General features: G+C 69.9%; 28 protein-coding genes. 18 read left to right on the forward strand and 10 right to left on the reverse strand.

Going from position 1 to position 24,459, the window contains the following annotated elements; genetic code table 11:
- Nucleotides 1-89 precede the first annotated feature (89 nt).
- The 8 genes from VF106_RS47825 (at nt 90) to VF106_RS47860 (ending at nt 9,162) form a co-directional block, all read left to right on the forward strand.
- Nucleotides 90-1,046, forward strand: a complete 957-nt coding sequence (locus VF106_RS47825) for a hypothetical protein (RefSeq protein ID WP_330846775.1) — start codon at nt 90-92, stop codon at nt 1,044-1,046.
- 17 nt (nt 1,047-1,063) lie between these two features.
- Nucleotides 1,064-2,194, forward strand: coding sequence for a hypothetical protein (locus VF106_RS47830; RefSeq protein WP_330846776.1), 1,131 nt, complete (start codon nt 1,064-1,066; stop codon nt 2,192-2,194).
- A 4-nt stretch (nt 2,195-2,198) separates the two neighbouring features.
- On the forward strand, nt 2,199-2,855 hold the full coding sequence (locus VF106_RS47835) for an ABC transporter ATP-binding protein (protein ID WP_330846777.1): 657 nt from the start codon (nt 2,199-2,201) through the stop codon (nt 2,853-2,855).
- A complete protein-coding gene (locus VF106_RS47840; RefSeq protein ID WP_330846778.1) occupies nt 2,845-4,023 on the forward strand; it encodes an ABC transporter permease in 1,179 nt (392 codons plus the stop codon). The genes VF106_RS47835 and VF106_RS47840 overlap by 11 nt, the downstream gene beginning before the upstream one ends.
- Nucleotides 4,024-4,101: 78 nt before the next feature.
- Nucleotides 4,102-4,257: a hypothetical protein gene (locus VF106_RS47845; protein ID WP_330846779.1), complete on the forward strand. Its 156-nt coding sequence runs from the start codon at nt 4,102-4,104 to the stop codon at nt 4,255-4,257.
- A 59-nt stretch (nt 4,258-4,316) separates the two neighbouring features.
- Entirely contained in the window at nt 4,317-7,508 is a 3,192-nt protein-coding gene (locus VF106_RS47850; RefSeq protein ID WP_330846780.1) for an NACHT domain-containing protein, read from the forward strand.
- A gap of 16 nt (nt 7,509-7,524) precedes the next feature.
- Entirely contained in the window at nt 7,525-8,001 is a 477-nt protein-coding gene (locus VF106_RS47855) for a DinB family protein (protein WP_330846781.1), read from the forward strand.
- A gap of 9 nt (nt 8,002-8,010) precedes the next feature.
- On the forward strand, nt 8,011-9,162 hold the full coding sequence (locus tag VF106_RS47860) for an acyl-CoA dehydrogenase family protein (protein ID WP_330846782.1): 1,152 nt from the start codon (nt 8,011-8,013) through the stop codon (nt 9,160-9,162).
- Nucleotides 9,163-9,508: 346 nt separating this feature from the next.
- Here VF106_RS47860 and VF106_RS47865 read toward each other — a convergent pair whose 3' ends face one another.
- Nucleotides 9,509-10,204 (reverse strand): Crp/Fnr family transcriptional regulator, encoded by a 696-nt coding sequence (locus tag VF106_RS47865; RefSeq protein ID WP_330846783.1) that lies wholly within the window; start codon nt 10,202-10,204, stop codon nt 9,509-9,511.
- Nucleotides 10,201-11,133 (reverse strand): hypothetical protein, encoded by a 933-nt coding sequence (locus VF106_RS47870; protein WP_330846784.1) that lies wholly within the window; start codon nt 11,131-11,133, stop codon nt 10,201-10,203. Before VF106_RS47870 ends, VF106_RS47865 begins: the two co-directional genes overlap by 4 nt.
- A 171-nt stretch (nt 11,134-11,304) precedes the next feature.
- Here VF106_RS47870 and VF106_RS47875 point away from each other — a divergent pair, with 171 nt between their 5' ends.
- Together VF106_RS47875 and VF106_RS47880 are read left to right on the forward strand one after the other, a co-directional pair.
- A complete protein-coding gene (locus VF106_RS47875; RefSeq protein WP_330846785.1) occupies nt 11,305-12,870 on the forward strand; it encodes an AbeC-like domain-containing protein in 1,566 nt (521 codons plus the stop codon).
- Nucleotides 12,867-13,472, forward strand: a complete 606-nt coding sequence (locus tag VF106_RS47880) for a hypothetical protein (protein WP_330846786.1) — start codon at nt 12,867-12,869, stop codon at nt 13,470-13,472. The genes VF106_RS47875 and VF106_RS47880 overlap by 4 nt, the downstream gene beginning before the upstream one ends.
- Here the strand turns inward: VF106_RS47880 and VF106_RS47885 are convergent.
- Both VF106_RS47885 and VF106_RS47890 read right to left on the reverse strand, forming a co-directional pair.
- On the reverse strand, nt 13,460-13,843 hold the full coding sequence (locus tag VF106_RS47885; protein WP_330846787.1) for a VOC family protein: 384 nt from the start codon (nt 13,841-13,843) through the stop codon (nt 13,460-13,462). The genes VF106_RS47880 and VF106_RS47885 overlap by 13 nt on opposite strands.
- A 10-nt stretch (nt 13,844-13,853) precedes the next feature.
- Nucleotides 13,854-14,570: a helix-turn-helix domain-containing protein gene (locus VF106_RS47890; RefSeq protein WP_330846788.1), complete on the reverse strand. Its 717-nt coding sequence runs from the start codon at nt 14,568-14,570 to the stop codon at nt 13,854-13,856.
- A gap of 73 nt (nt 14,571-14,643) precedes the next feature.
- Between VF106_RS47890 and VF106_RS47895 the strand changes: the two genes are divergently transcribed.
- The 6 genes from VF106_RS47895 (at nt 14,644) to VF106_RS47920 (ending at nt 18,622) form a co-directional block, all read left to right on the forward strand.
- Nucleotides 14,644-15,333 (forward strand): energy-coupling factor ABC transporter permease, encoded by a 690-nt coding sequence (locus tag VF106_RS47895; RefSeq protein ID WP_330846789.1) that lies wholly within the window; start codon nt 14,644-14,646, stop codon nt 15,331-15,333.
- Nucleotides 15,330-15,695 (forward strand): PDGLE domain-containing protein, encoded by a 366-nt coding sequence (locus VF106_RS47900; RefSeq protein WP_330846790.1) that lies wholly within the window; start codon nt 15,330-15,332, stop codon nt 15,693-15,695. Before VF106_RS47895 ends, VF106_RS47900 begins: the two co-directional genes overlap by 4 nt.
- Nucleotides 15,692-16,420: a cobalt ECF transporter T component CbiQ gene (gene cbiQ, locus VF106_RS47905; RefSeq protein WP_330846791.1), complete on the forward strand. Its 729-nt coding sequence runs from the start codon at nt 15,692-15,694 to the stop codon at nt 16,418-16,420. Before VF106_RS47900 ends, cbiQ begins: the two co-directional genes overlap by 4 nt.
- Nucleotides 16,417-17,148: an energy-coupling factor ABC transporter ATP-binding protein gene (locus VF106_RS47910; protein WP_330846792.1), complete on the forward strand. Its 732-nt coding sequence runs from the start codon at nt 16,417-16,419 to the stop codon at nt 17,146-17,148. The genes cbiQ and VF106_RS47910 overlap by 4 nt, the downstream gene beginning before the upstream one ends.
- 66 nt (nt 17,149-17,214) lie before the next feature.
- Complete coding sequence (locus tag VF106_RS47915; protein WP_330846793.1) at nt 17,215-17,703, forward strand: SigE family RNA polymerase sigma factor; 489 nt, start codon at nt 17,215-17,217, stop codon at nt 17,701-17,703.
- 16 nt (nt 17,704-17,719) lie between these two features.
- Nucleotides 17,720-18,622, forward strand: coding sequence for a hypothetical protein (locus VF106_RS47920; protein ID WP_330846794.1), 903 nt, complete (start codon nt 17,720-17,722; stop codon nt 18,620-18,622).
- Between the two features lies 1 nt (nt 18,623).
- Here VF106_RS47920 and VF106_RS47925 read toward each other — a convergent pair whose 3' ends face one another.
- Nucleotides 18,624-18,800, reverse strand: coding sequence for a DUF6186 family protein (locus tag VF106_RS47925; RefSeq protein ID WP_330846795.1), 177 nt, complete (start codon nt 18,798-18,800; stop codon nt 18,624-18,626).
- Nucleotides 18,797-19,168 carry a hypothetical protein gene (locus tag VF106_RS47930; RefSeq protein ID WP_330846796.1) on the reverse strand — a complete coding sequence of 124 codons (372 nt, stop codon included), beginning with the start codon at nt 19,166-19,168 and terminating at the stop codon, nt 18,797-18,799. Before VF106_RS47930 ends, VF106_RS47925 begins: the two co-directional genes overlap by 4 nt.
- 46 nt (nt 19,169-19,214) lie before the next feature.
- Here VF106_RS47930 and gcvT point away from each other — a divergent pair, with 46 nt between their 5' ends.
- Complete coding sequence (gene gcvT / locus VF106_RS47935) at nt 19,215-20,309, forward strand: glycine cleavage system aminomethyltransferase GcvT (RefSeq protein WP_330846797.1); 1,095 nt, start codon at nt 19,215-19,217, stop codon at nt 20,307-20,309.
- Between the two features lie 40 nt (nt 20,310-20,349).
- On the opposite strand, the gene ku is transcribed toward gcvT, so the two are convergent.
- Nucleotides 20,350-21,288: a non-homologous end joining protein Ku gene (gene ku / locus VF106_RS47940; protein ID WP_330846798.1), complete on the reverse strand. Its 939-nt coding sequence runs from the start codon at nt 21,286-21,288 to the stop codon at nt 20,350-20,352.
- A gap of 154 nt (nt 21,289-21,442) precedes the next feature.
- On the opposite strand from ku, the gene VF106_RS47945 reads away from it, so the two are divergent.
- A complete protein-coding gene (locus VF106_RS47945) occupies nt 21,443-21,763 on the forward strand; it encodes a WhiB family transcriptional regulator (RefSeq protein ID WP_330846799.1) in 321 nt (106 codons plus the stop codon).
- Here VF106_RS47945 and VF106_RS47950 read toward each other — a convergent pair.
- From VF106_RS47950 to VF106_RS47960, 3 genes are read right to left on the reverse strand one after another with little or no spacing between them, the layout of a single operon-like run.
- Nucleotides 21,756-22,562, reverse strand: a complete 807-nt coding sequence (locus VF106_RS47950) for an alpha/beta hydrolase (protein ID WP_330846800.1) — start codon at nt 22,560-22,562, stop codon at nt 21,756-21,758. The two genes, VF106_RS47945 and VF106_RS47950, sit on opposite strands and share 8 nt — an antisense overlap.
- Before the next feature lie 20 nt (nt 22,563-22,582).
- A complete protein-coding gene (locus VF106_RS47955; protein WP_330846801.1) occupies nt 22,583-23,776 on the reverse strand; it encodes a trypsin-like peptidase domain-containing protein in 1,194 nt (397 codons plus the stop codon).
- The gene (locus tag VF106_RS47960; RefSeq protein WP_330846802.1) at nt 23,773-24,405 is read right to left on the reverse strand and encodes a lipocalin-like domain-containing protein; all 633 of its coding nucleotides are present in this window, start codon (nt 24,403-24,405) and stop codon (nt 23,773-23,775) included. Before VF106_RS47960 ends, VF106_RS47955 begins: the two co-directional genes overlap by 4 nt.
- Nucleotides 24,406-24,459 lie beyond the last annotated feature (54 nt).

Consider the following 24,459-nt stretch of genomic DNA (forward strand, 5'->3'; position numbering starts at 1 on the left):
CCGCGTAGTTCCATGAGATCACGTTGTGGGCCGCCGATCCGCGCGGCCCACAACTCCTGGGGGGTTGAGTTGTTATGGGACGATTGTGTTTGGCGGTCACGGTTGTGCTCGCCCTGGTCGCTGGCTGCACCCCGGTTGCCGCCGACGATCCCGCGTCGACACCGGCGAACGACGAGTCGAGGGCCTCCCTGAACGCGGCGGCCGGGGTCTACGTGCGGCTGGTCGACGTGCTGAACCGGCTCTACGACAAGTGCATGGCGGGTAAGGGTTTCACGGTTCACCCCCGGCACGAGCCGGTGGACCCGGCGTCCTTCACCGCCAAGGAACCGCCGCTCGATCGGCCGGAGAACCTCGACGACGCGCGAAAGTACGGCTACCGCATCTCCGCCGCGCCGGAGGTGGCGCCCACCGAGAAGGTCGTCGAACCCGACCCGTTCGACGCCCAGCCCGAGGAGGTTCGGCGTCAGTACGCCGAAGGGCTGACCGGTCCTGGCAACCCCAACCGCGGCGAGCGGACCCGGCCGGGCGACAAGGAACGCGACGTGTTCGTGATGCCCGACGGTAACAAGCAGTTCGTCTACAAGCAGGGCTGCCAGCCCGAGACGGACCGTGCGGTGCTCGGTGACGTGAAGCGCTTCGTGGAGCTGCGTTACGCCGCCACGAGCGGGTTGGATCACGCGGTGCACAACGCGGCGGCCGCCGACCCGGGGGCGAGTGCGGCGCGGGCCGCGTGGATCTCGTGCATGTCCGGTCGCGGCTACCCCGGCGTCACCGATTCCGTCGACGCGGCGCGGAAAGCCGAGTCCTACTACGAGAACGTCGACCAGGCCAACGCCGACGCCGTGCGGCAGGCCAGGGACTCCGAGATCGAGCAGGCGGTGGCGCACGCCCAGTGCGCGGAACAGACCCGCGTCAACGAGGCACTCCAGGCCGCGTGGAACCGTGAGCTGGCCACGTATCTGGCCACGCACGAAGCGGATCTGGTGGCCTGGCAGGAGTTCAGCGAGGCATCGCTGACCAGGGCCCAGCAGATGCTTGCCAGCTGAGGGAATCGAGGACGGCAGTGCGTCGAAGGATCCTCACGGTGCTCGGTCTCGTCGTGGTCGTCGGCGGCACCGCGCTCGCGTGGTACGTGGCGGCCGGGGCACGCACCCCCGGCCAGCGCGCCGCCGCGGCCGCCCCGCCACCGCCGTCGGTGATCACCGCGGAGGTGACCGGCGGCGAGCTGGTCGACAGCCTCACGTTGCCGGGGGTGTTCGCCCGCGCCAACACGGTCCCGGTCCTCGGCCCGGCCGCGGTGGCCACCGGAAAGGCGGTGGTGACCGCGTTGCCGGTGGCCGCTGGGGCGCAGGTGGGCAACGGCACGCTGGTCGCCGAGGTGTCCGGCCGGCCGCTCATCCTGCTCACCGGCAGCTTCCCGGCCTACCGCGATCTCGCGGAGGGGGACGCGGGCCCGGACGTCACCCAGCTGCAGACCGCGCTGAAGGCCGAGTTCCGCACACCGGTCACCGGTGTCTTCGACAAGCGCACCGCCGCCGACGTCCGCAAGCTCTACGCACGGGTCAAGCACGCGCCGGTGGTCAACCCGGCCACGCCGCCGGACATCCCGGAAACGGTGCGACTGCCGGCCGCGGAGGTGGCGTTCGTGCCGGAGCTGCCCGCCACCGTCGGCACGCTCGGCGTGCGGGTCGGCGACGACGCCAACGCGGCACTGCTCACGCTCGTGTCGGGGCCGTGGCAGGTGGTCGCCGCCGTGCCGGCCGGACTCGAGCAGACCTTCACCGGCGCCGGCCTGGTGTGCGGAGCCGGTGCCGCGCAAGGGAAAGCGGTCACGTTGAAAGCCGTGCGGCCAGGGACGGAGGACCGGGCACCGGCCAGCGGCGCGGCGGCTCCCACCACCGCGCAGGACACCCAACCGGACCCGGAGGCGGTGTTCGAGCTGGAGGGCGACGTGCCGGGCGCGGCGGCAGGCCAGGCACAGGAGATCGTGGTGGAGCGCAGGCGAAGCCCGCCCGGCTCGCTGATCGTGCCGGCCTCGGCGCTGGTCACTCGTGCCGACGGGACGGTGGAGGTGACGGTGGTGTCGGGTGGTGCTCGGCGTGTGGTGCCGGTTGAGGTGGTGATGTCCCACCAGGGGCAGGTCGCGGTGACCGGTGGGCTCGCCGTGGGCGACAAGGTCGTGGTCGGGGGGTGACGCGGTGATCCGCCTGGTCGACGTGGTCCGGACCTACCCGGGCCCGCCCGAGGTGGCCGCGGTGCGCGGGGTCAGCTTCGAGATCGGCGCCGGCGAGCTGGTGGCGATCATGGGGCCGTCCGGGTCGGGCAAGTCAACGCTGCTCAACGTGCTCGGGCTGCTCGACATCGCCAGCTCCGGCACCTACGAGCTGTGCGGTGTCGACGTCGCGGGCCTCGCCGAGCGGGACCGCACGCGGCTGCGAGCCACCACGCTCGGCTTCGTTTTCCAGGCCTCGCACATGATCCCGTACCTGGACTGCGTGCAGAACGTGTGCGTGCCGCTGATCCACCGGCGGTTCGCCCGACGGGAGCGGCGGGAACTGGCCGAGGCCGCGCTGCGGTCCGTCGGGCTGGAGCACCGGTTGACCGCCAGGGCGACGACGCTGTCCGGCGGTGAGCGGCAGCGGGTGGCGATCGCACGTGCGGTCGTCGGCGAACCGGCCGTGCTGCTGTGTGACGAGCCGACCGGCAACCTCGACACGTCGAACAGCATGGGCGTGCTGGACATCCTGCGTGGGCTCGCGGGGGAGTCGCGTGCCGTGGTCGTCGTGACCCACGACCAGGACGTGGCCGCCCGCTGCGACCGGGTGATCAGGATCGTGGACGGCCATGTCGGATAGGCCGCGCACCGCGCTTCTGGACGTGATCGGCCAGGCACTGCACGCGGTCCGTGGCCGCAAGGCCCGCTCGGCGCTGACCGTGCTGGGCATCGCGTTGGGCATCGCGATGGCCGCCGCCACCGTGGGGATCAGCGGCAGCGCGGCGGAGGCCGTCTCCTCGCGGTTCGACGCGCTGGAGGCCACGCAGGTCGGTGTCCGTTACCCCACGGGCCAACCGGCACCCACGCTCGACGACGCCGCGCGGCTGCGCTCGCTGCACGGGGTGCTCGGGGCCGGCCTGCTCTGCTCGCGGCCCGGCGAGCTGCGGGTGGCGGCATCCCGTTACGCGACAGGGGTTCCGTTGGGCGTGCACGCCGCGGAGACCGACGCGTTGACCGCGTTGGGCGCCGAGTTGGTGTCCGGCCGGTGGTTCGACGCCGGCCATCTGGCCCGGGGTGACGCCGTCGTCGTCGTGGACACCGTCACCGCCCGCGTCCTCGGCATCGACGTGGGTCACGTGATCTTCGTCGACGGCCGTGGCTACCTCGTCACCGGCGTCTTCCAGGCGCCCGCCGGCGAGCCCCGCCTCACCCGCGCCGTCGTCGTGGGGTACTCGGAATGTCTTGCCGCGCCGGTCGAAGGCACCTACAACCCGCCAGAGGCCGCGATCCGCACCCAGTTCGGCGCCACCGACCAGGTCGGCGCGGAGGCGCCCTACGCGCTCAACCCGCGCAACCCCAAGGCCCTCGCCGTCGCCGTCCCACCCGACCTGGCCTCGTTCCGCGTCGGGGTGGAGGGCGAGACCCGCGTGCTGTTCCTGGGGCTCGCCGCCGTCTCCCTCCTCATCGGCGCCATCGGCATCGCCAACACCAGCTACATCGCGGTCATCGAACGTCGAGGCGAGATCGGCCTGCGCCGCTCGGTCGGAGCGAGTCGCCGCGCCATCGGCGGCCAGTTCCTCGTGGAGAGCGGCCTTCTCGGCTTCGTCGGCGGCGTACTCGGCACTGTTCTCGGCATCGACATCACCGCCGCCACCAGCCTGGTGAAGGACTGGGTGGTCGTGCTCGACCCACGTCTCGTGGCCGCCGGCCCCCTGCTGGGGCTCGTCACCGGCATGCTCGCCGGTCTCTACCCAGCCGTGGTCGCGGCACGCCTGCGCCCGGCCGAGGCGCTACACCTCGGCCAGTGAGCTTTCTCCAAGCCGCGCATAGGCGTCCCGCGACGGGGTAGGCCTTTTGGGGAATCAGACGACACGTTGGGAGCAGACATGCCTTGGGTTCAACGACATCGCCGCCGCGTGCCGTACGGGTGGTTCCGCACCACCACCGTGCGCAGCCATTACCGCAGGTCACCCGGCCATGTTTCACTTGCCGCCGTCATCGTGGCCGTCATCGTGATCCTGGTCCTCATCGCGCTGTTCTAGTCACGTTCGCGGCATCTGCGACGATTTCGTGCCGGGGACGGTACGAGAGGCGGGTGCCGATGAGTCTGGACGAGGCGGCGCTGAACATTGGCCGGCAGCTGGTCAGGCATGTGGTCACGGCGTGGCTGGACGTCCGTCAGGAACAGGCGCGGCGCGGCCGTGATCTGGTCGACCTGCTGGGGGTCGCGGTCGTGGACCGCTTTCACCGCAGGGATCTGGCGCGGCAGTTCGAGAAGATCGGCGACGACGCGGCCCGCCGGCTGCAACCGCTGTACTCGGTGGAGTTCGGTGAGCTGCCGGAGAACGAGCGCGCGGCGGCGCTTGCCGCGGTGCTGGACGCGTTGACCGAGGCCGATCTGTCCGACCGGAGCCTGTTCGCCGCCGACGTGGACGCGATGAAGTTGGCCGGGCGTGTGCGCGACCAGGTGCCGGACATGGCTCGCCGGGCCGGGTTGAGCGAAGGTGCCGCCGCGCTGTACCGGGAAGTGCTCGGCCAGAGCTGTATCGCGCTGGTCAGCGTCGTGCGCCGACTGCCTGAGTTCCAGTCCAGGGCGCTGAGCGAGTTGCTCAGCCGCACGACGTCTCTTGCCGACGACATCGGTCTGGTGCTGGAACGGTTGCCTCGCACGTCGCTGGACGCTCCGCAGGGCAGCCAGCACGACAACGAGTTCCGCCGCCGGTACCTGTCCCTGGTCAGCTCCGAGCTCGACAAGCTTGACCTGTTCGGCGTCGACACCCACCACTACCGGCCACGCACCAGGGTGAGCGTGGGCTACTTCAGCCTCACGGTCACCGGTAGCACCCGAGGCGCCCGACAGGACTGGCGTGACGAGGACTGGTTCGCGAACCGCCGGGACACCAGCGGAGTGCGGGTGGAGGACGCCCTCGCCACCGCGTCACGGACGTTGCTGCGTGGCGACGCCGGTTCCGGCAAGACGACGCTCCTCCAGTGGGTGGCGGTGAACTGTGCGCGTGGTGGTTTCACCGGGCAGCTCGCCGGGTGGAACGGCCGGGTCCCGTTCTTCGTGCGGCTGCGCAGCTACGGCGACCGGCAGCCGCCGCGCCCGGAGGAGTTCCCCTCGGGCGTCGCGGACCCCATCCTGGGCCTGATGCCGGACGGGTGGGTGCACCGCCAGCTGCCCAGGAACGCGGTGCTGCTCGTCGACGGCGTCGACGAGCTGGTGCCCGCGCAACGTGCTCGCGTTCGCGAGTGGTTGGGGCGCCTGGCCGTCGCCTATCCGGACCTGCCGGTCGTGGTGACCTCGCGTCCGGCCGCCGCGGGCCAGTCATGGCTGGTCGACCAGGGTTTCACGTCGTTGCTGCTGGAACCGATGAGCCCCGGCGACATCGCGGAGTTCTGCCGGCGTTGGCACGAGGCGATCCGCTCGACGAACGCACTGCCGTGCCCCGTCGAGGAGCTGGACGAGTACGAGTCGGCGCTGCTGCGAAACCTCGACGCCCGCCGGGCACTGCGGACGTTGGCGACAAACCCGTTGCTGTGCGCCATGTTGTGCGCGCTCAACCTCGACCGCCACCGACAGCTCCCGCCGGACCGGATGGCGTTGTACGGGGCGTCGCTGGATCTGCTGCTGGAGCGCCGGGACGCGGATCGCGGTGTCATGCAGGCGGTTCGGCTCGACAAGAGAGCCAAGCTGACCATCCTGCAGCACCTGGCGTGGCGGCTGACCGAGGCCGGCCGGGTCGAGCTGTCGTTCGACGACTGCGTGCACCACGTGGAACGCGCGCTCGTGCGGCTGCCCGAGGTGTCGGTGGACGCCGAGGAGACACTGCGGTACCTGCTGGAACGCAGTGGTGTCATTCGAGATCCGGTGATGGGTCGGGTGGACTTCGTGCACCGGACGTTCCAGGAGTACCTGGCCGCGAAGGAGGCGGCCGAGGACCACCTGATGGACGTGCTGATCCGCGAGGCCGCGTCGGACCGCTGGCGCGAGACCATCATCATGGCCGCCGGACACGCCACTGCCCGCAACCGCAAGGAGATCCTCACCGGCATCCTCGACCGCGCCGACCGGGAACCGACGTCGGCGCGGCGGTTGCGGCTCCTCGCCAGCGCATGTCTGGAGACGTCCACCACCGTCGAGCCGGACCTCATGGCGCGGATCGACGCGTCCCTGGACACGGTCATCCCACCGAGGGCGAGCCGCGAGAGCCGGACACTCTCGCTGGCCGGTGACCGGGTCCTGCGGCGGCTCCCAACCTCGTTGGACGAGGTCTCCGAGGCTGTCGGGGCCGCCTGCGTGCGGACTGCCGCCTTGGTGAACGGCCCAGCGGCACTGCGCCTGCTCGCCGGTTACGCCTCGGACCCTCGGGACCGCATCCAGAACGAACTTGCCGAGGTATGGCACTACTTCGACGCCGAAGAATATGCGAAGACAGTACTCGCTGACGCGCCCCTGCGAGCGGGGCGCATTGGTGTCGAGCGACGCGAACACATCCACCTGGCGAAACATCTGGCGAACCTGACAGCTCTCCGCGTGTTCGACAGCCGAAGCGCCAGAGACATCGAATGGATTCGCGGTGCGCCTCGTCTCGAACACTTCAACGTGGTTGCCGGCGATCCCATCGGTGACCTCACCCCACTCCTGGAACACCAGGGACTCGCCGATGTATATGTCCAGGGGCATGGGTTGGCGGACGGGTTCGAGGTGTTCAGCGAACTGCCGAACGTCAACAACCTCCTGCTTCGACTCCCGGCAGGTGTTTCGTCCATCGACTTCCTGAGGGCTTTGCCCGGGTTGACGACCCTCTGGTTGCCTGAAATGAAGTCGGTCGTCGACCTTGACGTGATCTTGGCGCTGCCCAACTTGGTGGATCTTGAAATTGGTGAGTGTGGTGTCGACCCTGCTCCGGTGATAACACAATGCGCGAGGTTGACCAGGCTGGGAGTCTGGTCGGAGTTTTTGCCAGCCGGACTGGATTCCATCGAGCCGGTCCTGCCGCAGCTGGAGTCGTTCAGACTGTTCGGTTTGCCGTTTGTCGACGACGCGACTCCGCTCGGCAAACTCGGTAAAGCTCGTTCGGTAGGGCTTCGTGGCGCCCGGGACCTCGATCTCGCCCCACTGGCGAGACTCCCGAAGCTGGAAAGCGTCAATCTCTGGTTCTCCGAGCCAGGGCTGGACATCAGCCCACTTGCCGCATCATCACAGCGGGTGAAGATCCGGCTTCAGCGTCAGCAAGTGGTGCGCGGTCTCGAAGCGGTCCGTGGCAGACACCGGATCGTCCGCGGCTGACCTATTGTTTTGCGGCGTGGACGAGAAGACGATGTTGCTCACGTTCCTCGATGCGCAGCGGGCCGCTGCGGTGGCGATCCTCGACGGCCTCGACGACGAGACCCTGACCAGGGCGGTTCTGCCGTCGAAGTGGACGCCGCTCGGCATGGTCGAGCACCTCGGGTACGCCGAGCGGCACTGGTTCCAGGAGGTCGTCACCGGCAGCGCCCCGCCGCTGGACTGGCTGGCCGACCACGCGCCGCTGACCACCCTGCGGCCACGGGAGACGGTCTTCGCGTTCTACCGGGATCAGTGCGAGCGGGCCAACGCGATCATCGCCGCGACCTCGCTGGACGCACCGCTGGTGGGCAGCCACACGGACCCGCCGATCGATGTGGGTGACGACCTGCGGTGGGTCATGCTGCACATGATCGAGGAGACGGCCCGTCACGCCGGGCACCTCGACGTCGTGCGTGAGCTTCTTGACGGTACGACCGGCCTCGCGCCCCGCTAGCCTGCTGGTATGGATCTGTCGCTCGACGAGGAGCAGGCCGCGCTGCGGGAGCTCGCGCGGGACTTCATCGACCGCGAGGTCGTGCCGCACGTGCGGGACTGGGACCGGGCCGAGCAGGTCGACCGGGGGATCGTCGGCAAGCTCGCCGAGGTCGGGTTCCTCGGGATGACGATCCCCGAGGAGTACGGGGGCTCCGGCGGCGACCACCTGTCCTACTGCCTCATGATGGAGGAGCTGGGCCGGGGCGACTCCGCGATCCGCGGCATCGTGTCCGTGTCGCTCGGGCTGGTCGGCAAGACGATCCTCAGCTACGGCACCGACGAGCAGAAGCAGCGCTGGCTCCCGCGCCTGTGCTCCGGTGAGTCGCTCGCCTGCTTCGGGCTCACCGAGCCGGACACCGGCTCCGACGCGGGCAACCTCGCCACGAAGGCCGTCCGCGACGGGGACGAGTGGGTCCTCAGTGGCTCGAAGATGTTCATCACCAACGGCACCTGGGCCGACCTCGCGCTCGTGTTCGCCCGCACCGGGGAGGCCGGGCCGCGCGGGGTGACCGCGTTCCTCGTGCCGACCGGCACGCCCGGGTTCACCCACCGGGAGATCAAGGGCAAGCTCGGCCTTCGCGGCCAGTCGACCGGTGAGCTGGTCCTGGAGGGCGTGCGGGTCGGCGACGACGCGGTGCTCGGCGCCATCGGCCAGGGGTTCAAGGTCGCGATGGCGGCGCTGGACAAGGGGCGCATGTCCGTCGCCGCGGGGTGTGTCGGGCTGGCGCGGGCGGCGCTCGAGGCCTCGGTGAAGTACGCGGGGGAGCGGCATCAGTTCGGCAGGCCGATCGCCGGTTTCCAGCTGGTGCAGCAGATGCTCGCCGACATGGCCGTCGGCACCGACGCGGCGCGGCTGCTGGTGTGGCGGGTCGCCGATCTCGTCGACCGCCGCCAGCCGTTCTCCACCGACGCATCGATGGCCAAGCTGTACGCGAGCGAGAACGCCGTCACCGCGGCCAACCTGGCGATCCAGGTCTTCGGCGGCTACGGCTACCTCGACGAGTACCCGGTGGCGAAGATCCTTCGCGACGCCCGGGTGATGACCTTGTACGAGGGCACCAGCCAGGTCCAGAAACTGCTCATCGGACGCAAGCTCACCGGGCTCAACGCGTTCACCTGACCGTGCGCGAACGGCGCCGCCGGATCCCCCAGAATCCGGCGGCGCCGCCTGTCCTCACCCTTAGTCGAGCAGCAGGACAAGCACCAGCAAATAGTGACTTTCCATGTCTCGCCTCCTCGGTCCGGTTTTGCAGGGCTGCCCGAAGTCCTCTTCGGAATCAGGCCTGGAGACCGAGAACGAGGCCGAGTACCATGCCGATCGCGAACAACCAGAATCCCACGCGTACGGCGGCGGAAACCGTAACGATGTACCTCATGTCCGTCCCCATCCCACTTCGAGGTTTCTCCCCGGGCACCATTAGCGTCGGGGAAATGGGAATTCGGGACGATGAACGGTGGCTCACCCGCTATGTGCCATCTGGCACAGTACGGGCCAGCCGGCGCAGCACGTCCGGCGCGGACACCACGACCGTCCGACGGCCGGTGACGAGCAACCCGCGGTCGCGGAACGTCTTGAGCGCCCGGGCCACGGCACGCCTCGACCCACCAATGCTGTCCGCGATGTCCTGTTGTGTCAACGGCATGTCCACTACCACGCCCTCCGGTGACGGGCTGCCGTGCGCCTCGGCGAGCCGCACCAGGAACGCCGCCACCCGCTGCGCGACGTCCATGGTCGCGTAGTCCAGCCGCGCCGCCTCCGAGTCCCGCAGCCGCACCGCCAGCTGGCGCAGCAGCGCGATGCTGACCGCCGCCCGGTCCCGCAGGCACGCGAGGAACCCCTCGTGGGTGAACTGGGCGAACTCGGTGTCCTGCAACGTGGCCACGGTGACCGTGCGTGGCCAGCCCTGCAGCGCGGCGAGATCACCGATGACGTCGCCGGGGCCACGCAACGCGAACAGCACCACCTGTCCGTCCCTTGTGTTCTTGTAGACCCGCACCCAGCCGGACAGCAGCACGAGCACGTGGTCGGTCGGGTCGCCCTCGTTCATGAGCGACGTCCCGGCCGGCAACCGGCGCAGCACCGCGCGGTCGAGCAGGAAGTCGCGGTCCGCCTGCGCCAGATAGCTCATCAGCGAGCCGGAGACGATCCCGTTGTCCGTCATGGTGTCGACCATCGCATGCCGTAGCTCAGTCCCTGGTGCAGTCGCAGGAACTCGAGCGACACCTCGCCGAGCCGGTCGGGTGTGAGCAGCTCGCCCTCCGGCTCGAAGTCGTCGATGGCACGCGGCGGGAGGCCGTCCAGCCGCCAGATCCGCTCGGGCACCTCCGGGCCGAACCGCACCCGCACGGTGAACCGCTCACACGGCTGCAGCGGGGTGAGCACGTAGTAGGGCGGCATGAGCTTGCGGGGGAACGCCGTGAAGCGCACGCCGAGCTCGTGCCGCTCGCCGGCGGCGAGGGGTTCCGGCAGCCGCACCGCGAACTTGCGGTGGCTCGGGGTGACGCGCTCGGCGTGCGTGATCTCCCCGCCGTACAGGACGGCCGCGGTGATCGGGCTGTCCGCCGACGGTTCGCTGGCCGGCGCCGACAGGCGCATCTCGATCTCGCTGAGGTTGTCGACCGACGCCACGATCGCCCGGTCCTCCACCAGTTGCGGCGGGTCGACATCCATCCGCAGCAACGCCCGCAGCGAGTACACGTGCCAGCCCTGCTGCATCGCCGGGTCGTCGACAAGGTCGTCGAGCTGCTCGGCCAGGATCCGGAAGCCGGTCTTCATCCGCCGCACCGCGGCACGCGGGTGGTCGCGGTTGATCTGCCGCGCCGCCCACCCCATCCGGTCCTGCATGAACTGGTGGTTGGCCAACGGGTGCAGCGCGAGCGCCGCCAGCACCGAAACCCGCAGGTCGGTGGGCAGCCGATCGCACAGCTCGATGAGGCGGTGGGCCACCTTGCGCCGCACGCTCGCCGGCGTGTCCGACGCCGTCACCCCGCACGCGATCCGCAGCCCGGGACCGATCCGGTCGGCGATGTCCCCCGCCAGCATGCCGCGCCCGCGCGGAATTTCCAGCAGTTCGTCGAACGTGCTCGCCATCCGAACATCGTTACAGACAATCGATTGTCAAGTCCACCGACGAACTGTCCAATAATTGTCGCTGGCCCGAACGTGGGACATATCAATGACAAATACGCACAACGGCCCCCGATAAAAACGCGGACGGCTACCGTCGAATACGACGGGTTCGGCCAAACGTGGGGCGTGGGCATGTCGACGGAGCGCGACGACACGACGCGGTACCTCTGTGCCGCGGCGCACCTCGACGATCGGTTCGCGGACCGGGTGATCGATGAGTTCCTCACCGAACCGACCCGTGCCGTGCCGCCCGTCGCAGGGGTGCGGGCCGGCGTCGTGCTTGCCGAAGCCGTCGCCGCCCGCGCCCGTCGCAAGATCCGCGACACAGTGCTGGTCGCCCTGTTCTGCTGCGTGCTCGTCACGCTGTCGATCAGCCTCGTGGCGGCGTGGCTGATCATCGGCGTGACCGTGCTCGTCAGCGCCGGCGTCGTCGTGGGAAACACGCTCGACCGGACGTATGTCCTGCGGTGGCTGGGCGGTGTTCTGGTGGCGGCCGCGCTGCTGGTCGTCCTGTTCGCCACCGGGGGCGCCTCGACCGGTCACGGCAGTCCGGCCGCGGCACTCGCGGTCCTGCTGCTCGTTCTGCTGCTTGCCGTGCTGCTCGTCGACGAGTTCGTGGTGTGGCGCCATGTCGTGGACCGGTTCCGGCGCGACTGCGTGCTCCCCGACCCGCACCCGGACATCCTGTCGCCACAGGCACGGCGTGTGTACCTGTTCGGGTCGCGGCACTTTCTCACCCAGCTCCGCCGCCACCTCAACCCGCGGCCCAGGATGCGTCCACCCACCAGCGGCGAACTGCTGGCGGCCAACGGCGAGAAGCCCGTCCCCGCCCCGGTGACCGTCGCGAGAGGACACCGCGTGTTCGTCGGCGCGGGCGAACCGTACGGGCAGTGGACGCTCGCCCTGCCGCTGCGCCAGTGCCCGGCGCTCAAGCGGGTGACACCGCTGAGCGCGGCCGGGTTGTACGCACGCGTCGAGCAGGAGATGGACGCGCTGCGAAACGCCGCGCACCTGAGTCCCGGCGGGCGGTTCGCCGAACTGCGCGTCACCGCGCAGGTCGTGGTCGCCGCGGACGAGCTGATCGACAACCTCGGGCAGGCGAAGGACTTCCTCGCCGAGCCGACGGTCGCCCCGTACCCGTTGCTAAGGGGGCAACGGGTACGGGAGCTCCGGGACAGGCCCCTCGAATGGGCCAGGTACTACCTGCGGGTCCAGGTCGAGACGTGGCACCGGGACTTCGTGGTGTCCGTGTTCCTGCACCTCGCGGTCAGCGACACCACGCTGTACGTCGAGTGGACGCCGTGCGTGCTCCTGCCGGTCCGCAAGGAGTACCGAGCCATCGACTCGATGCCCGACTCACCGCTGCTCCCCGTCGTGCGGGCGGTACTGCGGTTCTTCGCGCTGCCCTTGACCATGCCCGCCCGGCTGCGCACGGCCTGCTCGGTGATCCGGCCGAAGAGGCGGTCGCCCGGAGTGCTGACCCCCGACATGTACGGCGTGGCGCACAGCCTGCGTGAGCTGGCGGCCGACACCGACGTGCAGAACTACTTCCAGCTGGTCGACCGGGACCGCTACCTGAAGGTGCTGGAGAGCCGGCTCAGGCCCGCGCTCGTGACGGCACTGGCGGAGGCCGGCTACGAGGTCGCCGACCGGGGGACCGCGGCCGGCCTGGTCACCACCACAGGAGCCCTGTCGTGAGCTACGACGTCTACACGCACACCGCGCCCGCGCGGGCGAAGCGGTTGGGGTTCGTGGTCGACGTGGTGAGCTACGGGCAACGCACGGAGACGCAGCAGGAAGGCGTCGAGGTCCGGCTGCAGGCCCTGCTCCGCGCGGTGGTCGCCGACGTGGGGGACGACTTCGACCAGGTGGACCGCGACAGCGGGTGGGGTGACGGCATGGTGGTGTTCCTGCCGACCGGCCGGGACCCCGCCGAGCTGCTGCCACCGCTTCTGCGCTCGGTCGCGACCCGGCTGGCGGCCGACAACGCCGCCTGCCAGGACCGGATCCGGCTGCGGATGTCGGTCGGCACGGGGTTGGTCGCGCGGGGCGACAACGGGTTCGCCGGCCCGCTGGTCGTCAACATCAGCCGCCTGGTGGACAGCGAACCGCTGCGGCGCGCCGCGGCCGCCAACCCCGAGGCCGACCTGGTGGTGCTGGTGCTCGACGTGCCGCACCAGGAGGTCGTCGTGCCGGGTTACGTGCCGCTCGTGGCGGACCGCGTCGCGCTGGTCGACGCGGCGATGAAGGAGTTCGTCGACCGGGCCTGGCTCTGGGTCAGCGCACCTCAGGGCTGGTAGGTGCCGAATGACCACAGGTTGCCCGCGACGTCGCGGGCCGAGTACTCGTGCGAGCCGTAGTCCATGTGCTGGAGATCGAGGACGACCGTCGCGCCCTCGGCGACCGCCCGGTCGTGGTGGGCGACGGGGTCGTCCACCACGACGTAAAGGCTGATCGGCGATGCCAGGGGCGTGGCGGCCGCGCCGCCGAGCCAGCCGGCCTCGCGGGGGCCGCTGACCATGATCTTGCCGGTGCCGATGGAGAGCACGGCGTGCTGGACGACGCCGTCGTCGTCGTGGAAGACCTGGTCCGCGGTGAAGCCGAACGCCTTGCACAGCCAGTCGACGGCGGCGTTCGGGTCGTCGTAGCGGATGGCGGGGTAGATGCTCATGATGGCCAACCTAGGTCGCCGGGACCCATGGGTATTGGACGGATGGGAACCGCGCGAGGTACTCGCTGGGTGTGGTCCCGGCGAACTCGCGGAAGTCGCGGTTCATGTGGGCCTGGTCGTAGTAGCCGCAGGCCGCCGCCACCTCCGCGAACCGCTGTGCGCCGGTCAGGCGGCGCAGCAGCTCCTCGAACCGCATGATCCGCGCGACGGTCTTCGGGGGCAAGCCCACCTGTGCGTGGAACCGGTTCACCAGGTGCCGCCTGCTCCAGCCGACCTCGGCCGCCAGGTCGTTGACCAGCGCGTTGCCGTTGGTGGCGGCGAGCCGCTGCCACGCCCATGCCACCTCGCGAGCCGGCTCAGGGCCCTGGTCGGCGAGCTTGCGCAGGTCGTCGTCGAGGCTTTCCGGGCGTAGCCGCGCGACGTCGGCGAGGTCGACCACCCGGTTGGTCAGCTCGTTCATCGGCACCCCGAACAGCCGGTACGCGCCGAGCGGTGTCAGCTTCAGGTCGAGGCAGTCGATCTCCCCGCGCTGGTCGACGACGTCGCCGTGGTCGGTGAGCCCCGCGACGAACGCCCTCGGCAGGCCGCCGAACGCCGCACCCAGGTTGATGATCACGGTGACCGACGTCGACGGCATGGCGAGCCACGTCATACCCTCGTTCGCCGGCTGGCGGAACTGCACGTAGTCCCTGGTCAGGAGAGGACGCAGCGCGCCGGCGACGGGCATGTACACAGCCTAGGCGCAAATCGTTGTTGCAAGTGCCTGGTGATTGCCGATGTTTGGTATCTAGGCTGATGGCGTGTCCACCTACGTAGCCATGCACATGAGCGACGGGCTGATCAACGCGCGGACGTCGATCATCTTCGGCGGCATCGCCGTGGTCGGCATGGCGGCCGCCATGGTCGGGGCGCGCCGCGATCTCGACGACCGGACGGCGCCGATGGCGGGACTGGTCGCCGCGTTCGTGTTCGCCACGCAGATGCTGAACTTCCCGATCCTGCCGGGCGTGAGCGGTCACCTGCTGGGCGGCGCGCTGGCCGCGATCCTGGTCGGGCCGTGGGTGGGTGCGCTGTGCGTCGGCATCGTGCTTGCCGTGCAGGCCCTCGTGTTCGCCGACGGCGGGCTCACCGCGCTCGGCGCCAACATCACGAACATGGCGCTGATCGGGACCGCGGTCGGCTACCTCGTCGCGGTGGCCCTGCGCCCGCTGGCGGTGCGGAGCCGGGCCGGCCTGTTCACGACCGCGTTCGTCGCCGCGTTCTGCAACACGGTGCTCGCCTCGCTCGGCTTCGTGCTGGAGTTCGCGATCGGCGGCGACGCGGCGTTCTCACTCGCCGGCGTCACCGGGACGATCGTCGGCCTGCACGCGTTGATCGGCATCGGCGAGGGTGTGATCACCGCGCTGACCGTCACCGCGGTGGCGTCCGCTCGCCCGGACCTCGTGCACCTGCTGCGCGGGACGGCCAAGCCGCTGGAGGTGCGGACATGAAGCTGCCATGGAAGTTCTTCGCCGGATTCGCCCTCGTGGCGTTGGTGTGCGCTGGGGTGTTCTCGTACTTCGCCGACTCCGACCCGGACGGCCTGGACAGCGCGACGCTCGAGGGCTGCCAGGTGGTCAACGAGCAGCTGACGGGGAACTGCATAGCCCAGCTGGCCGGCGAGCACCACCTGTCGGACAGCCCGCTCGCGGACTACGCCGTGGACGGCGACGACCGCTTCACCGGCGTGGCGGGGGTACTGGGGGTGCTCGCCACGGCAGCGGTCGCCGGCGGACTGTTCTGGTTCCTCCGCAAGCGTCCTGCCACCGAGCGTCCTGACGGTGCCCCTCAGGACACCGGCAGAGCGCCATGAGCGGCGGCCACGGCCACCACCTCCTCCACCATCCCGGCACCTCGCCGGTGCACCGGATGCCCGCCCAGGTCAAGATCGTCGCGGCTCTGCTCAGCGTGCTCTGCGTGGTGGCCACCCCTCGGGAGGAGTTCTGGGCGTTCGGGCTCTACCTCGTGCTCATCAGCACCGTGTGGGCGATCGCCCGGGTGCCGGTGGGGCACTTCGCGAAGCGGGCCGTCATCGAGGTGCCGTTCGTGGTGGTCGCGCTGCTCATGCCGGTCTTCGGCGGCGCGGAGGGTGCGCTCGCCGGGTGGAACATCCTCGCCAAGGGCACCCTCGGCGTGCTCACCTCGCTCACCCTCGCCGCGACGACCACCCCGCGTGACCTGATCGTCGGCCTGCAGCGCCTCCACACCCCGGCGGTGCTCACCACGATCGCCACGCTGATGCTCCGGTATCTGGAGGTCATCGCGGCCGAGGCACGGCGGATGCGGCTCGCCAGGATCTCCCGCGGCCACGATCCCCGGTTCCTCTGGCAGGTCGGCGCGACCGCACGGGGTATCGGCGCACTGTTCATCCGCAGCTACGAACGTGGTGAACGGGTGCACCTCGCGATGCTCTCCCGAGGCTGGAGCGGCGCCCTGCCCGACCGCGGCGCCACCGCTCGCCCCGTCACGTGGCTCGCGGGGCTCACCCCCGTACTCGCCACCGGCCTGGTACTGGCCGTCGCGATACTGATCCCGTGACCCCGGCGCTCGAGGTGAAGGGCCTTGCCTTCGCCTACCCCGACGGACACCAGGCGCTGTACGGCATCGACCTGCTGGTCGAATCCGGTGAGCGGGTCGCGGTGCTGGGGCCCAACGGCGCCGGAAAGACCACGCTCGTCCTGCACCTCAACGGCGTGCACACCGCCGGGGCCGGGCATATCGAGGTCGCCGGGCTGCCCGTGACCAAGCCCAACCTGCGGGAGATCCGCCGCCGCGTTGGCATCGTCTTCCAGGATCCCGACGACCAGCTGTTCATGCAGACCGTCCGCGAGGACGTGGCGTTCGGGCCGGCCAACTTCGGGCTGCGCGGCGAGGAACTGGACCAGCGGGTCCACGAGGCACTCGCCGCGGTCGGCATGACCGAACACGCCGACCGGTCCCCACTGCACCTGTCCGGTGGGCAGCGCCGCCGCGTCGCGCTCGCCACGGTCCTCGCGTGCGACCCGGAGATCCTCGTGCTCGACGAGCCCTCGGCGAACCTGGAACCAGTCGCCCGCCGCGAGCTGGCAGAGGTGATGCTGTCGCTCGACCGCACCATGCTGATGGTCACCCACGACCTGCTCTACGCGTTGCAGCTGTGCCCACGCAGTGTCCTGATCGACGACGGAGTCGTGGTCGCCGACGGACCCACCAGGGAACTCCTCGCCGACACCGAGCTGCTCGCCGCGCACCGCCTCGAACTTCCTTGGGGATTTTTCTTGGACTGAGCAACCCCGCCTTTCGTTGGGTGCGTTCCAGCCCGTGTAAGAGGCACGACACACGGGAGGCCATGGGTGAAACGGTCCGAGGAAGACACGTACCGGGAGTACGTGACGGCACGGATGGAGGTCATGCGGCGTACCGCTTATCTCCTGTGCAGGGACTGGCACACCGCCGATGACCTGGTGTCGATCACTATCAGCAAGCTGTACCGGCACTGGCCGCGGGTCAGCCAGCAGACGAGCATCGACGCCTACGTCCGCAAGATCCTGCTGCGCACGTGGTTGGACGAGAAGCGCCGGCCGTGGCGCCGTGAGCAGCCGACCGAGGAACTGCCCGAGCTGCCGTCCCCGGCGGAGTTCGCCGTGGTCAGCCGCGCGCAGCTGCTCGACCTGCTGGACGGGCTCCCGCCACGGCGCCGGGCCGCGGTGGTGTTGCGCCTCTATCTCGATCTCTCGGTGGAGGAGACCGCCGAGATCCTCGGCTGCTCGGTGGGCACCGTGAAAAGCCAGACCGCGCGGGGGCTCGACACGTTGCGCGCTCGAGCAGCCGAGACCGACTGACGGAGAGGTGCGGGGAATGAACAAGAACATCTTCGACGACGCGATCGGGGAGGTGCCGCCGTCCTCGATCGACCTGGACGCGGTCATCACCCGCGGTCGCCGCGCGGCCCGGATTCGCCGGGTGGCGAACCCGGTGGTCGCGGCCGGCATCGCGGTCGTGGTGGCGAGCGGCGCCGTCGCGTTCACCATGACGCAGGGCGACGGCAGCGAGGCGACACGGGTGGGCGGCCAGCCCACCACGACGGCGACGACGACGGCACCGCCGGGGTCGTCGAAGACGATGCCGCCGAAGACGTCGCCGTCGCCGGAAGGGTCGGCCACGAATGTTCCGGAGGCGAAGGCCCCGGAGGGATGCGCAAGCCCCGACCTGGAGACGGCCGCCCAGGCGAGCAACCGGCTCACCCAGACAGCGACCGTGGTGGTCCAGGCGCAGCGGCCGGACCTGCGGCTCTCGACCAACTCGCAGAGCCTGGGGGGCGCGCCGCTCCAGTTCCACCAGGAGCAGACGAAGGACGGCGAGGACCGGCCTCTGTGTGACAGGTTCGGCGGCATGGTCGCGATGGCGACCACCGAAGGGCCCGAGGGCAAAGGCAACATCATCATCTCCATGGGGCCTGCCTTCTATCCCATGGCGGAGAACTGCCGGGACTTCGTGGAGGTGAGCAACGAGCCGTACTGCGAGGAGGTGACCGGCCCGAACGGCGAGGTCATCATCAAGCACACGGCGGTGCAGGAGAACGGCGTCACCACCAAGCTGGTGGACATGCTGCGCCCGGACGGCACCAAGCTCTACCTCAGGGCCGAGAACGTCGCCACCTCGGTCAAGACTGGCGACGACCCGACTTCGGCCCTCACCCCGCTGACCCACGAGCAGATGATCGCGATCGGCACCGACGCGGGAATGACGCTGTTCCCGTAGGTCATCGGGCGAGGAAGTGCCACCCGAGCCAGCCCCAGACGAGAACCGTCAGGATCCGGCCGGCTCGGGTGGCCACCAGCGTTTCCAGCAACTCCTTCGCTTTGGTCGGCGCTACGAGTTGCACAATGAGACCGATGACGCCGAGCGCCACGAACCCGATACCGAAGATCAGACTCATCGGCTCTCGCGCAAGCTCGCTCGCGGCCGAACGACCAGCCAGCCGGCCCAGAGCCACAGCACCCAGCCCGCCACCCGCAGCGGGTAGATCACGAGGACCGGGTCCATCAGGAGGCTGATCGTGAGATCGTTCCGGACGAACGCGACCAGCTCCCACACACCGAACGCGACCAGCCAGACCAGCCACGGCAGGTGTGTGCGATCGAGCCTGGTGACCGTGCCCCGAGGCCGCCTGAGCACGAGGACCGCGACCAGCGCCACCGTCGCTGGGACCAGCACCGCGACCAGCGCACCCGTGGTGTGGCTCGCGAAGCTCGCACCGAACGCGGCGTAGGCGAGACCGGCGGCGAGAAGCACGGCGCGTCGCATACCCCCGTTGTACCGGGCGGGCCTGTCAGCGGGCAGGATCGTGGCCATGTCAACACAGTCTCCGTTGCACGAGGTGCATTCCAAGCTTGGTGCGTCGTTCACCGACTTCGCGGGCTGGTCGATGCCGCTCCGTTACGGCAGCGAGTTGGCCGAGCACAAGGCGGTGCGGGAGGCCGCGGGCATCTTCGACCTGTCCCACATGGGGGAGATCGAGCTGACCGGCCCGGAGGCGGGGCGGGCGCTGGACTACGCACTGGTCGGCAAGCTGTCCGCGGTGAAGCCGGGCCGCGCCAGGTACACGATGATCTGCGACGTCGAGGGTGGGGTACTCGACGACCTCGTGGTCTACCGGATCGGCGAGGACCACTACATGGTGGTGGCGAACGCGGCCAACGCGGCGGTGGTGTCCGACGAGCTGCACGCACGCGCCGAGGGCTTCGCCGTCGAGGTGGCCGACCAGTCGACGGCCTGCGCACTGATCGCGGTGCAGGGCCCGCGCGCGGTGGACATCATCGGCGCGGTGTGCGACGCGGACCTGCCGTCGCTGCCCTACTACGGCTGCGTCCCGACCATCATCGGCGGCGACGACGTGCTGCTTGCCCGCACCGGCTACACCGGCGAGGACGGCTTCGAGGTCTACGCGGAGTCCCCCCACGCGACGGACGTGTGGACGACCCTGTCCACGGCCGGCGAACCGTTCCTGCTCCCAGCGGGCCTGGCCTGCCGCGACACGCTACGGCTGGAAGCCGGCATGCCCCTGTACGGCAACGAGCTGACCTCGGACATGACCCCGTTCGACGCAGGACTGGGCCGAGTGGTGAAGTTCGACAAGACCGCCGACTTCGTCGGCCGCGCGGCACTGGAACGCCGCCGCGACCAGGGCGACGCGGTGGAGCAGGTGCTGGTCGGCCTGATCGGCGAAGGCCGCCGCGCGGCCCGCCACGGCTACGCGGTCCTCGACGGTGACAAGCAGGTGGGCACGGTCACGAGCGGCGCCCTGTCCCCGACCCTGGGCCATCCGATCGCCATGGCGTACGTCCCACCGGCGCTGACCGAGCCAGGCACGAAGCTCACGGTCGACATCCGCGGCAAGTCCATGCCAGTGACGGTGGTGAAGCTCCCGTTCTACAAGCGGGCCTGACTCACGCGGCCTGGCGCACCCCGTGCCGGGCCACCGTGCCTTATGAGGCGGCCGCCGTCTTCTGGGCGTCGGCCACTGCCTTTGCCAGCTCGTCGCGGGTCATCTTCGAGCGGCCCTTGACGTGCAGTTCCTTGGCGAGCTTGTCCAGGTCGGCCTTGCTCAGGTCGTCCAGTGCCGGGGACGGTTCCGGTGTGCGGCCCTTCTTGCGGCTCTCCACGCTGCGCGACAGGGCCTCGAACAGGTCGACGACCTTCGTCGGCTCCGACGGTTCCGCCTCGGCGACGATCTCGCGACCCTCGCGCTTGGTGTCGATGAGCTTCTCGACCTCCTGCGTGTAGGTGTCGTGGTAGTCCTCCGGGCGCCACTCGTCGCTCATGGACTCGACCAGGCTCACCGCCATGTCGAGCTCCTTGCCTCGCGCGGTGGTGATCTCCGGGACCGACTTGAGCTCCTTCGCCGGGTCGCGGATGTCCTCCGGGAACAGCAGGGTGTTCAGCACGAGCATCCCGTCACCCGCGCGTACCGCGGTCAGGTACTCCTTGCCGCGCATCACGAACGACGCGATCCCGGCCCGGTTCGTCTTCTCCATGGCCTGTAACAGGAGGCTGTAGGACTTGCCGTACTCCTCCTTGGCCGGCGCCAGCCAGTACGTCTTCTGGAAGTGGATCGGGTCGATCTCGTCCAGCTCGACGAACGAGTTGATGTCGATGGTCCGGGACCTGCCGGGCGCGATGGCGTCCAGCTCCTCCGGCTCGATGATCACGTACTCGCCCCCGCCCAGGTCAGCGCCCTTGACGATGTCGGAGTACGCCACCTCCTTGCCCGTGCGTTCGTTGACCCTCTTGTACCGGATCCTGTCCGAGGTGCCCCGCTCGAACTGCCGGAAGCTGATCGTGTGATCCTCCGTCGCGCTGTACAGCTCGACGGGAATGGTCACCAGACCGAAGTTGATCGCTCCGCTCCAGATCGGTCGCGCCATCGCTACTGCCCTCCCCACGTGTCAGTGGTCATCATGGCCCCTTCCTGCGACAACGCACCACCCCGTCATTGCTCGGGCGAGGTGTTTGCATCCTGAACGACCCGGGTACCACCACGGCGAAGAGGCAAAGCGTGAGTGATGGAGGAGCCCTGCCATGGTGGACGTATCCCGGCTGCCCGGTCCGATCTCCGAGAGTTGGGACTGGCAGCGGCTGGCCTCGTGCCGAGGCCGCAACAGCGACATGTTCTTCCACCCTCGTGCCGAGCGCGGGCAGGCACGGGAGCAGCGGGTCGCGCGCGCCAAGGAGATCTGCCGCGGTTGCCCGGTGATCGTGGAGTGCCGTCACCACGCGCTCACCGTCTACGAGCCCTACGGCATCTGGGGCGGCCTGGACGAGGGCGAGCGCCGCGCCGCGTATGCCCACCGCAAGAAACTGGTCGACTCGAGCTTGCACAGCGAGCTCGAAGTCAGCTGACCAGGCTCACCACCGCGCCGACCACCCGCGACCCGGCCAACAGGACCGGGTCGTTGTGGTCGGCGCCCCGTACCTCCACGCGCGTGACCGGGCCGGCGACGGCGTCCGCGACGGCCCGGCTCTGCGTCGACGGCACGACCGAGTCGACCGTGCCGTACACGACCGCGGTCGGCACCCGGATCCGCCGCACGTGCTCGACCACCGGGAACCGGTCCTTCAGCAGCAGGCGGACCGGCAGGAACGGGTAGTGCTCTGCCGCGGTGTCGGCCAGCTCGGTGAACGGGGAGCGCAGCAGCAGCGCCGCCGGGGGACGTTCGACCGCCAGCTCGCTGAGCACCGCACCGCCGAGGCTGTCCCCGAAGTAGATCAGCTTGTCCTGGCGTATCCGCAGGTCGTCGACCAGGTACGTGTACGCGGCCCGCGCGTCCAGCGCCAGCCCTTCCTCGGTCGGGTCGCCCGGGTTGCCGCCGTACCCCCGGTAGTCGAACAACAGCACGTCGAAGCCCTCGGCACGCAGTGCCGCCGCCAGCTCGGCCCGATGCGTGCGGTTGCCGCCGTTGCCGTTGGCCACCAGGACCGTGTAGCCGAGGTCCCGGCCGACCGCCGGTGCGAACCAGGCACCGAGGGTGAGCCCGTCGGACGTGGTCAACCGCACGTCCCGAGCGCCGGGCAGCACCCGATCGGCGCTGGGCACGGGCCCGCCGGTCGGCAGGTAGATGAGCCGCCGCTGGAACACGTAGGCGAGCGTGATCACCAGGAGGACGGCCACGACCAGCCCGACGAGCACCTTCACCAGCACTCTGCGAGTGTGGCCCACAATCACACTCGCGGGATCGGGATGCCGTAGGGCGGGGTCGGCGCGGCCATGAACGCTCGCCGGCGCCGTGCCATGAGTGCGATGCCGCCGGCACCCGCGAGCAGGGCGACGGCCGCGCAGACCACGGCGAGCACGACCAGCACCCCGTTGCCGGAGGCCGCGCCGCCCTGTTCCACCGCGAGTGTCCGATAGCGGCTGGCCTGCGGGTGTCCTGGCGCGGCGTCGAGCACCGCGTCCAGGTACTCGACGGCCCTGTCGTAGTCGTCGGAGAAGTACGCCGACAGCCCGGTCCGGTAGTTGCGGTCGTTGGGGCCGAGCGCGTCGTCGACGTTCGCGTCCCGCAGCAGCCCGGCGAGCGTCTCGGCGGACGCGGCCAGGTTGAACGACTGCGTCTCACCAGGCGAGAGCTGACTGACCACGCCGATGATCCGGCCACGCATGTCGACCACCGGCCCGCCGCTCATCCCGTGGGTGACGGCCGCGCTGATCTCGTAGAACGGGTGGCCGTCCTGGCTGCGCTGGTTGGAGACCTGCCCGTTCTTGCTGCTCGGCTCCAGCGTCGGGTCGGTCGCCTCGCCGGTGGAACCCGGGTAGCCGATGGCGAGGACCGGGGTGCCGACCGCGACGTCCCCCGTCACCAGCTCGATCGCCGGCAGGCCACGCCTCGGCACCTTCAGCAGGGCGACATCGCCCTCGGTCGGTGGGGCCAGGTCGACGACACGCGCCGGCGCGACGTCCCGGTCCTTGTTCCCGGTGCCCCGCTGGACCTGGATGTCGCGGCCGATCGGGCTGCCCTCCGTCGCGCCCTCCAGCGTCGCGTTCTCGGCGAGCTGCTGGGCGGCGAGGGCCGGGTCCCGCACGCGCCCGACCGCGGCGAGCTCGGCCACGGCCATGTCGATCAGGCCACCACCGCCCCCGTCGACGCCGGGGTCCACGCAGTGACTGGCGGTCGACACGTAGCCGTCCCCGTTGATCACCGCACCACTGCACGAGGTCGTGAACCGATACCCCTCGGCCCCGCCGAACACCTCGCCGGTCCGCCGGTCCCGCACCCAGCCGTGCCACCGCGTCTCGACGAACACGATCGCGGGCCGCGCGATGGCGGCGGCCTGCTCCTCGGGGCTGGCGGGCTGCGCGGAAGCCGGCGGCGCGGCGAGGCAGAGCAGCAGGCCGGCGAGCACGATGGCGCGTTTCACCCGTACACCCCGTAGTCCGCCGTCCGGGTCCACATCGCGCTGTACCGGCTCTCCCGGGTGGTGCTCTCGATCGTCTGGGTGGGGGAGCATGCGATGTCGTCGGTCTCGTTGAAGTTCGGGTTCGGCAGCTCGGTCCCAGGGTCGAGCCGCCCGCGCTGGTCGTAGTAGTCCGAGACCAGCGAGGTGGCGGGGAGCGTGTGGTAGGTGATCGTCTTGTCGGTGGCGGACCAGGTGAACGTCCGCTCGCCGTTGCGCACGTACCGCAGCTCGTTGCCTCGGTAGCTGCCGACCATGGTGAAGTTGACGTTCCGCTCGATGGCCGTGCCGTCCGGGCGGAACTCGTAGTAGCGCAGACCCCCGGTGGACGTGAACGGCAGCGGGTCCACATCGGTGTAGAACTTGAACATCAGCTGCTCGGTGACCACCTGCCAGGAGCCGATCAGGCAGTGCTGCTGACCAGGCCCCTCACGGGTGCTCGGCGCGGTCGTCGTCGGGGAGGGCCGCGCACCGGCGGCGACTGGTTCGGCGCGTTCGGGACCGGTGTCGGCGAGGACCGGCACGAACAGGCCCGCGCAGGCCAGCACCGCTGCCGCGCTCACCACGAACAGCGCCGTGTGGACCTTGAACACCGGGTTGATCCTATTGGTCGGGGGAAGCCCGTTCGAAGCGGAACTTTCCTTGAC

This window comes from Actinophytocola sp., assembly GCF_036378875.1.
Classification (GTDB): Bacteria; Actinomycetota; Actinomycetes; order Mycobacteriales; family Pseudonocardiaceae; genus Actinophytocola.